The sequence below is a fragment of the Pseudomonas sp. AC242 genome, from assembly GCF_979258655.1.
Genome location: NZ_OZ409873.1, coordinates 5,105,146 through 5,119,859, shown reverse-complemented (window position 1 = coordinate 5,119,859; position 14,714 = coordinate 5,105,146). Strand labels below are relative to the sequence as shown.

Genomic DNA, 14,714 nt, shown 5'->3' with positions numbered 1-14,714 from the left:
TTTGCCCCCTTGGAAAAAAATCCGACGAAGTGCACATTGAAGCTCTGCCCAGCGATGTCTGACCACTTGCCAAGGGACTGTTTTGAATATTTAGAGAGCGCCATGTCCGACCACGATATTTTGAGCGATGCCGAGCGAGAAGCGCTCAGTGCAGTCATGCTCGAACCTGACCTGCCACCTCAGCGTGTATTGATCGTTGATGACGACAAGGACGCCCGGGAGCTGTTGTCGGAGATTCTCGCGTTGGATGGCATTCGTTGCATGACCGCAGCCAGTGGCGAGACGGCGCTGAAGATGCTCGAAGAAAAGCCTTCGATCGGGCTGGTGATCACGGATCTGCGCATGGGCAATGTCGACGGCCTCGAGCTGATCCGTCAGGTGCGTGAGTCGGTGAGGGCAGCGATGCCGATCATCATCGTGTCCGGCGATGCTGATGTGAAAGACGCGATTGCGGCGATGCATTTGAGCGTGGTGGATTTTTTGCTCAAGCCGATTGATACGGGCAAGTTGTTGGCGTTGGTGAAACATGAATTAGGTATCGAACCCTAGGACCTGCCGCTCTTTCGCTGATCGTTCCCACGCTCTGCGTGGGAACGCTTCCACGGACGCTCCGCGTTCGGCTTTGGAAGGGACGCAGAGCGTCCCAGGCTGCATTCCCACGCGGAGCGTGGGAACGATCAACCAAACAAAAAAGCCCTGATCTCTCGATCAGGGCTTTTTCATGTCCGGCATTCAGCGCAAGTTACAAGCCGTTGGCCTTCTTGAACTCGCGACGACGACGGTGCAGCACCGGCTCGGTGTAGCCATTCGGCTGCTTGGTGCCTTCAACCACCAGTTCGACCGCCGCCTGGAAGGCGATGTTGCTGTCGAAGTTCGGTGCTAGCGGACGGTACAGCGGGTCGTTGGCGTTCTGACGATCCACCACCGGCGCCATGCGCTTGAGGCTTTCCATCACTTGCGCTTCGGTCACCACACCGTGGCGCAGCCAGTTGGCGATGTGCTGGCTGGAGATACGCAGCGTGGCACGGTCTTCCATCAGGCCGACGTCGTTGATGTCCGGTACTTTCGAGCAGCCAACACCCTGGTCAATCCAACGCACCACGTAACCGAGAATGCCCTGGGAATTGTTGTCCAGTTCGTTCTTGATTTGCTCTGGCGTCCAGTTCGGGTTGACCGCCAGCGGGATGGTCAGGATGTCGTCCACCGAAGCACGAGCACGTTTGGCCAGTTCGGCCTGACGGGCGAACACATCAACCTTGTGGTAGTGCAGCGCGTGCAGTGCAGCGGCGGTCGGCGACGGTACCCAAGCGGTGTTGGCGCCGGCCAATGGATGCGCGATTTTCTGCTCAAGCATCGCCGCCATCAGATCCGGCATGGCCCACATGCCTTTACCGATTTGCGCACGACCTTGCAGGCCGGTGCTCAGACCAATATCGACGTTCCAGTTTTCATAGGCGCCGATCCACTTCTCAGCCTTCATGTCGGCCTTGCGCACAACCGGGCCGGCTTCCATGGAGGTGTGGATTTCGTCGCCGGTACGGTCGAGGAATCCGGTGTTGATGAACACAACGCGCTCGCTGGCCGCTTTGATGCAGGCCTTGAGGTTGACCGTGGTACGGCGTTCCTCGTCCATGATCCCGACTTTCAGCGTATTGCGCTTCAGGCCCAGCACGTCTTCGATGCGGCCGAACAGCTCGTTGGTGAACGCTGCTTCTTCCGGGCCGTGCATCTTCGGTTTAACGATGTACACGGAACCGGTGCGGGTGTTGCGACGCGAGGTGTTGCCGTTGAGGTTGTGCATCGCCGCGAGGCAAGTGACCAGACCGTCGAGGATGCCTTCCGGCACTTCGTGGCCGTCTTTGTCGAGGATCGCGTCGATGGTCATCAGGTGACCGACGTTACGCACGAACAGCAGCGAACGACCGTGCAACGTCACTTCACCGCCATTCGGCGCGGTGTAGGTGCGATCCGGGTTCATGGTGCGGGTGAAGGTCTGACCGCCCTTGGACACGGACTCCGACAGGTCGCCCTTCATCAGGCCGAGCCAGTTGCGGTAGATCACCACTTTGTCGTCAGCATCGACGGCGGCCACCGAGTCTTCGCAGTCCATGATGGTGGTCAGGGCCGCTTCCATCAGGATGTCTTTGACGCCGGCCGGGTCGGTCTGGCCAACCGGGGTAGTAGCGTCGACCTGGATTTCGAAGTGCAGACCGTTGTGTTTCAGCAAGATGGCGATTGGCGCGTTGGCGTCGCCCTGGAAACCGATCAGCTGAGCGTCATCGCGCAGGCCAGTATTGCTGCCGCCCTTGAGGGTGACCAGCAGTTTGCCGTCAGCGATTTTGTAGGCGGTCGAATCAACGTGGGAGCCAGCCGCCAATGGCGCAGCTTCGTCGAGGAACGCACGGGCGAAGGCGATGACTTTGTCGCCACGCACCTTGTTGTAGCCTTTGCCTTTTTCCGCGCCACCGTCTTCGCTGATCGCGTCGGTGCCGTAGAGGGCGTCATACAGCGAACCCCAGCGGGCGTTCGAGGCATTGAGAGCGAAGCGGGCGTTCATCACCGGCACAACAAGTTGTGGGCCGGCGGTGCGGGCGATTTCATCATCGACGTTTTGTGTCGTTGCCTGGAAATCAGCCGCTTCTGGCAGCAGATAACCGATTTCTTGCAGGAAGGTTTTATAGGCCACGGCGTCGTGCGCCTGACCGTTGCGTTCCTGATGCCAGGCATCGATACGAGCCTGGAAGTCATCGCGTTTGGCGAGTAGGGCTTTGTTCTTCGGCGCCAGGTCATGAATGACCTTGTCGGCACCTTCCCAGAACTTGTCGGCGGTGAGGCCGGTACCGGGAATGGCTTCGTTGTTCACGAAGTCGAACAGGACTTTGGCGACCTGCAGGCCACCGACTTGAACGTGTTCAGTCATTGCTTGCCTCACTCTGCTCAGCTATTTCGCTTTTCAGCTCTTCAATTTGACAATGAAGCCTCTGGCCATTTAAACCACAAACCTGCCGACCAGTACATGCCATTGCGGGCGGCTGGGCTGGGACCAATCAACGGCTTGGGGGCCTTGCTGACGGGGCTTTCAGGGTTGCGAACAGGCCTTGGGCAGACATCGATCCAGCGTTATGTAGTGCGCGCTGCGGCATACTACATGATGAGTTGCGCTTGTGAAAATCAGACTAATTACGTCGTTCTGCGACCTCATGTCGCATTGCGGTCACATCGCGGAACGGGATGTTCTCAAAAAACCATTGGATTGTTCCAGCTAAATATAAAAAGTTGTACACATAAATGGTATTTGGCTGCTATGGCAGCGGTTTATGTGGGAGCGAGCCTGCTCGCGAAAGCGTCGGTCGCCTCAACGCAAATTCGACCCTTGCCTATACTTCCCCTTCTATAACAAAAGTCATGACAAGAGGGCGACGCCATGGACCATCTCGTACTCACCGTATTCGCCCCGGACAAGCCCGGGCAGGTCGAGCGTATCGCCCAATGCATCGCCGAGCATGGCGGTAACTGGCTGGAAAGCCGCATGTCGCGGATGGCCGGGCAGTTTGCGGGCATTCTTCGGGTGGGCGTGCCAGCGGAGGCTTACGACGAATTAGTCGATTCCCTACAAGCACTGTCGACGCATGGCATCCGCGTATTGATTGCCGAGAGTGGTATCGAGCAGTCCTGCACCTGGAAACCGATCGCCATGGAGTTGGTGGGCAATGATCGTCCCGGCATCGTGCGCGACATCACCCGGCTGTTGAGCGAGCAAGGCGTCAACCTTGAGCGGCTGGTGACGGAAGTGCGCCCGGCACCGATGAGCAGTGAACCGCTGTTCCACGCTGAGGCGATTCTTGCAGTGCCACTGACCTTGTCGCTCGACGTCTTGCAGTCGCGCCTGGAAACCCTGGCCGATGATCTGATGGTCGAACTGGTGTTACGCACAGACGTTTAAACGCTGACCGGGTTATCCAGTTTAAACGTGCACCTGCCTGTGGATAACCTGTAGAGACTGCCCGCATCGCCAGGCCCGCCGTGGCTTTGCTGGAGTTGATCAAAAAACCGCCAACATTCAGTGACTTGCACACAAACGGCGGGGATCACGCTGTGGATAACCTTGGGAAGGAACGATGCAGGCCACGAGAACCGTGGCCTGCGAGGCTTTGTACGTTTTTTGATCAGCTGCGCCGGCGCAAACTGATCACGGCATCGACGCTGTAAACGGCCAGACCGGCCCAAATGAAGATAAACGCGACTAACGTGCTCGACGACAAGTGCTCACCGAACAGCAACACCGCTTGCAGCAGCACCAGGGTCGGCGCCAGGTATTGCAGGAAGCCGATGGTGGTGTAAGGCAAGTGGCGCGTGGCGGCGTTGAAGCACACCAGCGGCACCAATGTCACCGGACCGGCCGCCACCAGCCACCAGGCTTGGGACGTGGTCCAGAACTCCGGTTGAGCGCTGGTCGCGGTCTGGTTGAAGAGCAGCCAGGCAATCGCGATCGGCACCAGCATCCAGGTTTCCACCACCAGCCCCGGCAACGCTTTGACTGGCGCCTGTTTGCGGATCAGACCGTAGAAGCCGAACGTCAGCGCCAGCACCAGCGACACCCACGGCAGACTGCCGACCTGCCAGACCTGTTGCGCTACACCGACCGCTGCCAGACCGACCGCGATCCACTGCATCCGGCGCAAGCGTTCGCCAAGAATCAACATGCCCAAGAGCACGTTTACCAACGGGTTGATGTAGTAACCGAGACTCGCTTCAAGCATGCGCCCGTTGTTTACCGACCACACGTAGGTGAGCCAGTTGGCCGCGATCAGCGTTCCGCTCAAGGCCAGAATCGCCAGTCGCTTGGGATTGTCGAGCAACTCGCGCAACCAGCCCGGGTGTTTCCACACCATCAGCAACAGCGCACCAAACAGCGCCGACCACAACACCCGATGGATGATGATCTCGACCGCCGGAACCTCGGCGATGGCTTTGAAGTAGATCGGGAACAGGCCCCAGATGATGTAGGCACTCAGGCCCAGAATGTACCCGCGACGCGGGTTGGCGGCTTGCATGCAGAATCCTTGCTTAGGCAGCTAACAAAGGAGGGATTGTAAGGAGGTTGTATAGATGTGTCGTGTCAGAAAGCGAAAAGATCGCAGCCTTCGGCAGCTCCTACAGGGGAATGCGATCCATGTAGGAGCTGCCGAAGGCTGCGATCTTTTGATCTTTAATTCAGAACAACTTCAAAGGTTCTTCGTTAAGCGCGGACAGCTGCTCACGCAACGCCAGCACCTGATCACCCCAATAACGCTCGGTGCCGAACCACGGAAAGCTGTGCGGGAACGCCGGGTCATCCCAGCGCCGCGCGAGCCAGGCGCTGTAGTGCATCAGACGCAAGGCGCGTAGCGGTTCGATCAGCGCCAGCTCACGCGGGTCGAAGTCGTGAAACTCGTTGTAGCCATCCATCAACTCCGACAACTGCCCCAGGCATTCCTGGCGATCACCGGCGAGCATCATCCAGATGTCCTGTACCGCCGGGCCCATGCGGCAGTCGTCGAGGTCGACGATGTGGAACATTTCGTCGCGGCACATCATGTTGCCGGGGTGGCAGTCGCCGTGCATGCGGATGTTCTGGTGTGGCGTGTTGGCGTAGGCATCTTCCACGCGTTTAAGCAGGTCGCGGGCGACGGACTCGTAGGCCGGCAGCAGGCTTTTCGGAATGAAGTTGCCTTCCAGCAAGGTGTTCAGTGAGGCGTGGCCGAAGTTCTGCACGGCGAGGGCTTCACGGTGTTCGAACGGCTTGGTCGCGCCGACCGCGTGAATGCGCCCGAGCAACTGGCCGAGGCGATACAGCTGATCAAGATTGCCCGGCTCCGGCGCACGGCCGCCGCGCCGCGGGAACAGGGTGAAGCGGAAACCGGCATGCTCGTGCAGGGTTTCGCCGTTATGGATCAGCGGCGCCACGACCGGAATGTCGACGTCGGCCAGCTCGAAGGTGAACTTGTGTTCTTCGAGGATGGCTTCTTTGGTCCAGCGCTGCGGGCGATAGAACTTGGCGATCAGCGGTTCGGAGTCTTCGATGCCGACCTGATAGACGCGGTTTTCGTAGCTGTTGAGCGCCAGAATGCGTGCATCACTGAGGAAGCCGATGCTTTCAACGGCATCGAGCACGAGGTCGGGGGTGAGGGTTTCAAACGGGTGGGCCATGCTGACTCCTGCGCGCAGCAGGCTGCCGCGTCCGGCCCAGCATGGTAGCGCAGATGGCAGCGTGGGAGTTGGTTGGTGTCTGTGCTGACGCCATCGCGAGCAGGCTCACTCCTACAGGGGAACGCACGCATTCCAAATGTAGGAGTGAGCCTGCTCGCGATGAGGGCCTGTCAGGCGCCGACGATTCCACCATCCTCGCGAGTAATCGCCATCACCGAAGACCGCGGCTTGCCATTCGGCAAATGCTCAGGGAAGGTCGAACCACCGTTCTCCCCCGGATGCTGAATCCCGACAAACAGGGTTTTCTGATCCGGCGAGAAGCTGATGCCCGTCACTTCACAACCAATCGGCCCGACCATGAACCGACGAATTTCACCGGTCTTCGGATCGGCGCAAAGCATCTGGTTATTGCCCATCCCTGCAAAGTCCCCAGCGTTACTGGAGTCGCCATCGGTGAGAATCCACAAGCGCCCGGCCTTGTCGAAGCCCAAGCCATCCGGGCTGTTGAACATGTTCTGCGGGGTGATGTTTTTCGAGCCACCCTTCGGCGTTCCGGCATGTACGCCCGGATTGCCGGCGACCACAAACAGATCCCAGGCAAACGACTTCGACGCGTGATCGTCGCGGTCGGTGCGCCAGCGCAGGATCTGCCCGTAGACGTTCTTCTCGCGCGGGTTCGGTCCGCCCACCGGTTGCCCGTCCTCGCCGCGCTTGGCGTTGTTGGTCAGGGTGCAATAGACCTGGCCGTCCTTCGGGCTGACGACGATCCATTCCGGACGGTCCATGCGCGTTGCGCCAACCACGCTGGCGGCAAGGCGCGCATGGATCAGCACTTCAGCCTGATCGGCAAAGCCGCTGCTGGCGTCGATGCCGTTTTTGCCGTGGGTCAGCTCGATCCACTGGCCATGGCCTTTCGGGTGATCGGGGTTGCTGTCGCCGTTGTCGAATTTCGCTACGTACAAGGTGCCGTGGTCGAGGATGTCGCGGTTGGCCTTGGCGTTGCGGTGGTTGATGCGGTCGCGGCTGACGAATTTGTAGATGAATTCGCCACGCTCGTCGTCGCCCATGTAGACCACGGCGCGACCGTCGTCGGTCTCGGCCAGGGCGGCGTTTTCATGTTTGAAGCGGCCCAGTGCCGTGCGTTTGACCGGAGTCGATTGCGGATCGAACGGATCGATCTCGACCACCCAGCCGTGACGGTTGAGTTCGTTGGGGTTTTTTGCCATGTCGAAGCGCGGATCGTACGGGTGCCAGTTGATCTCGCGGCTGGCGACCGAGACGCCGTAGCGCTTTTGCGCCGGGTCGAACTGCTGCTGGGCGTTGCTGCTGCCGAAGCAGTCGGTGAAGTTTTCTTCACAGGTCAGATAGGTACCCCACGGCGTTTTACCGTTGGCGCAGTTCTGGAACGTGCCGAGGACTTTTTTGCCGTGTTTGTCGGCCGCGGTTTTCATCAGGTCATGACCGGCCGCCGGGCCGCTGATGCGCAGCGGCGAGTTGCCGTGAATGCGGCGGTTGTAACGCGAGCCTTGAACGAACTGCCACTGACCGTTCTTGCGCTGCACTTCGATCACCGACACGCCTTCGCAGGCCAGTGCCTTGCGCACGTCTTCGGCCGATTGCGGCATGCCGCCGTGCGGGTAGAGGTAGCGGTAGTTGGTGTATTCGTTGTTGATCGCCATCAACGCGCGATTGCGGTCGTCGGGGAAGGCGAACAGGCTCATGCCGTCGTTGTTGTCGCCGAACTGCACTTCCTGTGCGGCGGCGGTGCCGTTGCCGCTCGGGTCGAAGGCCGGGCCATTTTTCTGCAATGGCTGGCCCCAACTGATCAGCACAGAAGACTTGTAGCCTTTGGGCAGCGTGATGACATCGGTGGTCGCAGCGGGAATGCTCTCGAAACCGAGCAGGCGGCTGTTGCCGGCGCTGACGCCGGTGGCCAGCGCGCTGCGGCTCAACAGACTGCCACCGAGGAACATCGCCGCGCCGCACAGCGCACCGGCGCCGATGAAACCACGACGGCTGAGGCCGACCATCTTTTCCAGATCAGTGGATTGGTTTTCTTCTAATAGGCTCACATCAGGCTCCCTGCTTGGTTTTGGCAGCTACCTTAATGAGCGTCGATGACGCTTTCGTTGCAGCGCCTGATTACAGCGGCGTGCCGATCAGCACATTGGACGGCGAAAACTGCACCTGCACCGGTTGCTCGACGGTCAGCCCGCGCGTGCGCAAATCGAGCGGCTCAGCCAAGGCGCAGAGAGTATGGCCGTTGGGCAGGGTAATCCGTACTTCGCTGGGGCCGTCCTCGGCGTCGAGAATCGCTTCGATAGTGCCCTTCAGAAGATTGTGACCAGACGTTGCAGATTGCTCGGTGCCGAGCAATTCCAGCCAGCCGGCCTTGATCAGCGCCACCACTTCGGTACCGGTTTGTAGTTCCAGATGCACGGTGCTGTCGTGGGTGATCTGCGCGTCGAGGCACAGCCCTTCGGCCAGTTCGAGGCGGATCAGGTCATTGCGGCCCTGCGCTTCGATCGCCACGACTTTGCCGTGCAACTGGTTGCGCGCGCTGGTTCTGAGCATCAAGCGACCGAGCAGGTCGAGGTCGCTGGCATCTTCCGCTGCCTCCAGCACCTGGGCCTGCAAGGCCTGAAGCTTTTGATACAGGCGCAACACGCGCTCGCCTTCGCTGGAGAGTTTCGCACCGCCCCCACCCTTGCCGCCGACGGCACGTTCGACCAGTGGTTTTTGCGCCAGGTTGTTCAGCTCATCGATGGCATCCCACGCGGCTTTGTAGCTCAGGCCTGCGCTCTTCGCGGCGCGGGTGATCGAGCCCTGTTCGGCGATGTGTTGCAGCAGGGCGATGCGCTGCGGACGGCGGACGATGTGCTGGGACAACAGGGACGGCATGGACATGGATGGGGTGCTTTTTTGCTGTGGCGGTGGACGTGGAAGTTGGCCGCTCGCAACGCGAGAGTCAAGCCGAACCCAAATCCATTGTAGGAGTGAGCCTGCTCGCGATGGCGGTGGATCAGTCAGCATAAATGTTGGCAATGATGACGCTATCGCGAGCAGGCTCATTCCCACAGGGGGATTGTGTCGACTTCAGCCTCCAGGCTTTGGCGTGCGCGCCAGGCAATAGACATCGACCCGCGCGGCGCCAGCGTTCATCAGCAACCGGGCGAGAGCCTGTGCGGTAGCGCCGGTGGTCAATACGTCATCAACCAGCGCGAGATGTCGGTTTTTTACCTGCGCATCCGGCATGAGGTCGAAGGCATTGCGCAGATTACGTTTACGCGATTTGGCGTCGAGCGACTGCTGGGCATCGGTGTCCTTGACTCGGCGCAGAACCGTTTCTTCACACGGCAGATCCAGCGACTCACTCAACCACCGCGCAAACATAGCTGCCTGGTTGAACCCGCGTTGACGCAGGCGTTTATTCGCCAGCGGTACCGGCAACAACGCATCTGGCCTCGGCAAACCCTCATCGAAGCGATGTTGCAGGTATTGCCCGAGAACGTCGGCGAGCAGGTGGCCAAACGGCCATTTTGCGTTGTGTTTAAAGCGCGTAATCAAACTGTCGACGGGGAAGCCATACTGCCACGGCACCACCACCTGTTCGAACGCCGGCGGCTCTAGCAGGCACTCGCCGCAGGTCAGGCCCGCGGCGAGGAGTGGCAAGGCGCAGGTCTGGCAGTGGTCGCCGAGCCAGGGCAGATCAGTTTCGCAAGCCATGCAAATTGGCATTTCTGCTTCTGCCGGCTCATCGCAAAGCAGGCAGGTTTGTACATTATTTAAACAGATGTAAACCGGTCCTTCGTATCGTGGTTGACAGCGCATGACTCTTCCTTAAATATGCCGAACATCCGTGTCGCGCCTGTGGGTATTCCGTTCCCGCAGCCGCCAGCCAAGCATAACCAAGGAACTACCCATGAGCGCGAGCACCACTGCCACCCTGCGTCACGACTGGTCTCTGGCCGAAGTCAAAGCACTCTTCGTACAGCCATTCAACGACTTGCTGTTCCAGGCGCAAACGGTGCACCGCGCACATTTCAACGCCAACCGCGTTCAGGTTTCGACCCTGCTGTCGATCAAGACCGGTGCCTGTCCGGAAGACTGCAAGTACTGCCCGCAGTCCGGTCACTACAACACCGGCCTGGAAAAAGAAAAGCTGATGGAAGTGCAGAAGGTCCTCGAAGAGGCAGCACGCGCCAAGGCAATCGGCTCGACACGTTTTTGCATGGGCGCGGCGTGGAAGCATCCGTCGGCCAAAGACATGCCGTACGTGCTGAAAATGGTTGAAGGGGTAAAGGCCATGGGCCTGGAAACCTGCATGACTCTTGGCCGTCTCGACCAGGACCAGACCGAAGCACTGGCCAAGGCCGGTCTCGATTACTACAACCACAACCTCGACACGTCGCCCGAGTTCTACGGCAGCATCATCACCACCCGTACTTACAGCGAGCGTCTGCAGACCCTGGCTTACGTGCGTGAGTCGGGAATGAAGATCTGCTCCGGCGGCATCCTCGGTATGGGTGAATCGCTGGATGACCGCGCCAATCTGCTGATCCAGTTGGCCAACCTGCCGGAGCATCCGGAATCGGTGCCGATCAACATGCTGGTGAAAGTCGCCGGTACGCCACTGGAAAACGCCGAAGACGTCGACCCGTTCGACTTCATCCGCATGCTCGCCGTGGCGCGCATCCTCATGCCGCAATCCCACGTGCGCCTGTCCGCCGGCCGCGAAGCGATGAACGAGCAGATGCAGGCCCTCGCATTCTTTGCTGGGGCCAACTCGATTTTCTACGGCGACAAGTTGCTGACCACCGCCAACCCGCAGGCGGACAAGGACATGCAACTGTTTGCGCGTCTGGGTATTCAGCCGGAAGCCCGCGAGGAGCATTCCGACGAGGTGCATCAGGCCGCGATCGAGCAGGCGCTGGTGGAGCAGAAGAGCAGCGAGCAGTTCTACAACGCCGCCGTCTGATCGCCATACGGATTCCATGTAGGAGCTGCCGAAGGCTGCGATCTTTTGATCTTGTCTTTTAAAAAACAACATCAAAAGATCGCAGCCTTCGGCAGCTCCTACACAGTCATTTTTCAGATGTGAGGCCTGCATGTCTTTCGATCTCGCCGCACGCCTTGCTGCCCGTCGTGCCGAAAACCTCTATCGCCAGCGACCGCTGCTCGAGTCCCCGCAGGGGCCGCAAGTGGTGGTCGACGGCAAACCGCTACTCGCGTTCTGCAATAACGATTACCTCGGTCTGGCCAATCACCCGCAAGTGATCGAAGCCTGGCGCGCCGGCGCTGAACGTTGGGGTGTCGGTGGTGGCGCCTCGCATCTGGTGATCGGCCACAGCGGCCCGCATCACGCACTGGAAGAAGCGTTGGCCGATCTCACCGGGCGTCCGCGTGCGCTGTTGTTCACCACCGGCTACATGGCCAATCTCGGCGCCGTCACGGCGCTGGTCGGGCAGGGCGATACGGTGCTGGAGGATCGGCTCAATCACGCCTCGTTACTGGATGCGGGTCTGTTGTCCGGCGCGCGTTTCAATCGCTATCTGCACAACGACGCGGTGAGCCTGGCCAAACGTCTGGAGAAAGCTACCGGCAATACGTTGGTCGTCACCGATGGCGTGTTCAGCATGGACGGCGACCTCGCTGATCTGCCGGCATTGGCCCGCGAAGCCAAGGCCAAAGGCGCGTGGCTGATGGTCGATGACGCTCACGGTTTCGGGCCGCTGGGTGCAAATGGCGGCGGGATTGTCGAGCATTTCGGTTTGAGTCAGGAGGACGTGCCGGTGCTGGTCGGCACCCTCGGTAAAGCGTTCGGCACCGCTGGCGCGTTCGTCGCGGGCAGCGAAGAGCTGATCGAAAGCCTGATCCAGTTCGCCCGTCCGTATATCTACACCACCAGTCAGCCACCGGCGCTGGCCTGCGCAACGCTGAAAAGTCTGGAGCTGCTGCGCACTGAGCATTGGCGTCGAGAACATCTACAAACGCTGATCCGTCAGTTCCGCCATGGCACCGAGCAGATTGGCCTGGAGTTGATGGACAGCTTCACGCCGATTCAGCCGATCATGATTGGCGATGCCGGGCGCGCCGTGCGGCTGTCGCAGATGTTGCGCGAGCGCGGCCTGATGGTCACGGCGATCCGCCCACCGACCGTGCCCGCCGGCAGCGCTCGCTTGCGCGTGACCCTGACCGCTGCCCACAGCGAGGCGCAGGTGCAGCTATTGTTAGAGGGACTGGCCGATTGCTTTGCCCAATTGTCGTCGGAGCCAAGCCATGCGTGATCGCCTGATTCTGCTGCCCGGCTGGGGCCTCGGTGTGTCGCCGATGGAGCCTCTGGCTGCGGCGTTGCAGGGGCTCGATGAACATCTGAAAGTCGACATCGAGCCGCTGCCGGAGCTGGATTCCAGCGATCTGCAAGACTGGCTCGAGGAACTCGATGAAAACATTCCTCAAGACGTCTGGCTCGGTGGCTGGTCGCTGGGCGGCATGCTTGCGTCCGAACTGGCGGCGCGCCGCGGCGAGCGTTGCTGCGGGTTGCTGACGCTGGCGAGCAATCCTTCTTTTATCGCCCATGAACAATGGCCGAACGCGATGCCGGGCGAAACGTTCGATGTGTTTCTCGCCGGTTGCCAGGCCGATCCGCGGATGACCCTCAAACGTTTTTCGCTGCTCTGTGCTCAGGGGGCGCAGGATCCGCGCGGCCTGTCGCGATTGATGTTGGGCGGCGCACCGCACACTGCGCCGACTGCATTGATGGCGGGACTGGAATTGCTCGCGCAGATGGACACACGCGAAGCCCTGCAAGCATTTCGCGGTCCGCAATTTCATCTGTTCGCGGGACAGGATGCCCTGGTCCCGGCGGAAGCGGCGGGGGCGTTGTTCGCCCTGTTGCCGGATATCGAAATAGGTCTGATCGAACAGGCCTGTCATGCGTTTCTTCTGGAAGCCCCCCACGGACTGGCGGGCGCTATCCAGGCTTTTCTACACGAGTGCGGTGATGACTGATTTGTCTCTTGTGCTGCCTGGCGGCTTGCCTGACAAGCGTCAGGTCGCAGCCTCTTTTTCTCGCGCGGCGGCCAGTTACGACAGCGTCGCCGAGTTGCAACGTGATGTCGGTACACAATTGCTGCAGCGCTTGCCGGTGGATTTCGTACCGGCGCGCTGGCTGGATCTGGGCTGCGGCACGGGGTATTTCACCCGGGCGCTGGCCTCGCGTTTTGTTGAAGGCCATGGTCTGGCGCTGGATATCGCCGAAGGCATGCTTGAGCATGCGCGGCCACTGGGCGGTGCCGAGCATTTCATTGCTGGCGACGCGGAGCGGCTGCCGCTGCAGGAGTCGACCTGCGACCTGATTTTCTCAAGCCTCGCGGTGCAGTGGTGTGCGGATTTCGATGCAGTGCTCAGCGAAGCTTTTCGCGTGCTGAAACCGGGTGGGATTTTTGCGTTTGCTAGTCTTTGTGTAGGGACGTTGTTTGAGTTGCGCGACAGCTGGCGGCAAGTCGACGGGCTGGTGCACGTCAACCGCTTCCGCGAGTTCGCCCGTTATCAGCAATTGTGTGCGGCCAGTGGCTTGCGCACGCTGAGTCTGGAGAATCAACCACACGTGCTGCATTACCCGGATGTGCGCAGCCTGACCCATGAATTGAAAGCCTTGGGCGCGCACAATCTGAACCCGGGGCGGCCGGGCGGTTTGACCGGACGGGCGCGGATTCTCGGTTTGGTTGAAGCTTACGAGCAGTTCCGTGAGGCGTCGGGGTTGCCGGCGACTTATCAGGTGGTCTACGCCGTGTTGGAGAAACCCGTATGAGCGCAGCCTATTTCATCACCGGAACGGATACCGATGTCGGCAAGACCACCGTTGCCGCCGGGTTGCTGCATGCAGCTCGTTCGGCGGGCTTGAGTACGGCGGCGGGCAAACCGGTGGCGTCCGGGTGCGAAGTGACGCCCAAGGGGTTGCGCAATTCCGATGCGTTGGCGCTGTTGGCCGAATGTTCGCTGCCGCTGACTTATCAACAGGTCAATCCGGTAGCGTTCGAGCCGGCGATTGCTCCGCATCTGGCAGCGCGCGAGGCCGGTGTAGCGTTGACCGTGCAATCGTTGCTGGCGCCGATGCGTGAGATTCTGGCAATGAATGCCGATTTCACCTTGATCGAAGGCGCGGGCGGCTGGCGAGTGCCGCTGGCGGATCAGGATAATTTGTCGGATCTGGCGATTGCCTTGAAACTGCCGGTGATCCTGGTGGTAGGCGTGCGGCTGGGTTGCATCAGTCATGCCTTGCTGACGGCGGAAGCGATTGCTCGTGATGGGCTGCAGTTGGCCGGGTGGGTGGCGAATATCATCGATGCGAAGACTTCGCGGCTGGAAGAAAACCTCGCGACGTTGGCCGAGCGGATTCCGGCGCCGTGCCTGGGGCGCGTGCCGAAACTCAAGGCCTTGAGTGCAGAGGCGGTGGCCGATCATTTGCAACTGGATCTGCTCGACTAAGCTTTTCTCTATGGGCAGGCACTGTGCCATTAGTG

The 14,714-nt window shown here is 60.3% G+C and carries 13 protein-coding genes; 7 read left to right on the top strand and 6 right to left on the bottom strand.

From position 1 onward, the window contains the following. Positions 1-102 precede the first annotated feature (102 nt). Positions 103-549: a response regulator gene (locus tag ACZZ0A_RS23005; RefSeq protein ID WP_007910016.1), complete on the top strand. Its 447-nt coding sequence runs from the start codon at positions 103-105 to the stop codon at positions 547-549. A 193-nt stretch (positions 550-742) separates the two neighbouring features. On the opposite strand, the gene ACZZ0A_RS23000 is transcribed toward ACZZ0A_RS23005, so the two are convergent. After that, positions 743-2,920: a malate synthase G gene (locus ACZZ0A_RS23000; RefSeq protein WP_414915569.1), complete on the bottom strand. Its 2,178-nt coding sequence runs from the start codon at positions 2,918-2,920 to the stop codon at positions 743-745. A 504-nt stretch (positions 2,921-3,424) separates the two neighbouring features. Between ACZZ0A_RS23000 and ACZZ0A_RS22995 the strand changes: the two genes are divergently transcribed. Beyond that, the gene (locus tag ACZZ0A_RS22995) at positions 3,425-3,943 is read left to right on the top strand and encodes a glycine cleavage system transcriptional repressor (RefSeq protein ID WP_007910018.1); all 519 of its coding nucleotides are present in this window, start codon (positions 3,425-3,427) and stop codon (positions 3,941-3,943) included. Positions 3,944-4,166: 223 nt separating this feature from the next. On the opposite strand, the gene rarD is transcribed toward ACZZ0A_RS22995, so the two are convergent. The 5 genes from rarD to ACZZ0A_RS22970 form a co-directional block, all read right to left on the bottom strand. Then, complete coding sequence (gene rarD, locus ACZZ0A_RS22990) at positions 4,167-5,054, bottom strand: EamA family transporter RarD (protein WP_007910020.1); 888 nt, start codon at positions 5,052-5,054, stop codon at positions 4,167-4,169. A 160-nt stretch (positions 5,055-5,214) separates the two neighbouring features. Further along, entirely contained in the window at positions 5,215-6,189 is a 975-nt protein-coding gene (locus ACZZ0A_RS22985; RefSeq protein WP_463543773.1) for a serine/threonine protein kinase, read from the bottom strand. Between the two features lie 170 nt (positions 6,190-6,359). Further along, positions 6,360-8,261, bottom strand: a complete 1,902-nt coding sequence (locus ACZZ0A_RS22980; protein WP_463543772.1) for a PhoX family protein — start codon at positions 8,259-8,261, stop codon at positions 6,360-6,362. A gap of 70 nt (positions 8,262-8,331) precedes the next feature. After that, positions 8,332-9,096, bottom strand: a complete 765-nt coding sequence (locus ACZZ0A_RS22975) for a TOBE domain-containing protein (protein ID WP_095112728.1) — start codon at positions 9,094-9,096, stop codon at positions 8,332-8,334. 189 nt (positions 9,097-9,285) lie between these two features. Then, positions 9,286-10,020: a phosphoribosyltransferase family protein gene (locus tag ACZZ0A_RS22970; RefSeq protein ID WP_463543771.1), complete on the bottom strand. Its 735-nt coding sequence runs from the start codon at positions 10,018-10,020 to the stop codon at positions 9,286-9,288. A gap of 91 nt (positions 10,021-10,111) precedes the next feature. Here ACZZ0A_RS22970 and bioB point away from each other — a divergent pair, with 91 nt between their 5' ends. The 5 genes from bioB (at position 10,112) to bioD (ending at position 14,679) form a co-directional block, all read left to right on the top strand. Next, complete coding sequence (gene bioB, locus ACZZ0A_RS22965; protein ID WP_007910031.1) at positions 10,112-11,167, top strand: biotin synthase BioB; 1,056 nt, start codon at positions 10,112-10,114, stop codon at positions 11,165-11,167. 130 nt (positions 11,168-11,297) lie between these two features. Then, the gene (bioF, locus tag ACZZ0A_RS22960; RefSeq protein ID WP_463543770.1) at positions 11,298-12,476 is read left to right on the top strand and encodes an 8-amino-7-oxononanoate synthase; all 1,179 of its coding nucleotides are present in this window, start codon (positions 11,298-11,300) and stop codon (positions 12,474-12,476) included. Beyond that, positions 12,469-13,200, top strand: coding sequence for an alpha/beta fold hydrolase (locus ACZZ0A_RS22955; protein WP_463543769.1), 732 nt, complete (start codon positions 12,469-12,471; stop codon positions 13,198-13,200). Before bioF ends, ACZZ0A_RS22955 begins: the two co-directional genes overlap by 8 nt. After that, positions 13,193-14,002: a malonyl-ACP O-methyltransferase BioC gene (gene bioC, locus ACZZ0A_RS22950; protein ID WP_007910042.1), complete on the top strand. Its 810-nt coding sequence runs from the start codon at positions 13,193-13,195 to the stop codon at positions 14,000-14,002. The genes ACZZ0A_RS22955 and bioC overlap by 8 nt, the downstream gene beginning before the upstream one ends. Beyond that, complete coding sequence (bioD, locus tag ACZZ0A_RS22945; protein WP_007910044.1) at positions 13,999-14,679, top strand: dethiobiotin synthase; 681 nt, start codon at positions 13,999-14,001, stop codon at positions 14,677-14,679. Before bioC ends, bioD begins: the two co-directional genes overlap by 4 nt. Positions 14,680-14,714: the final 35 nt, after the last annotated feature.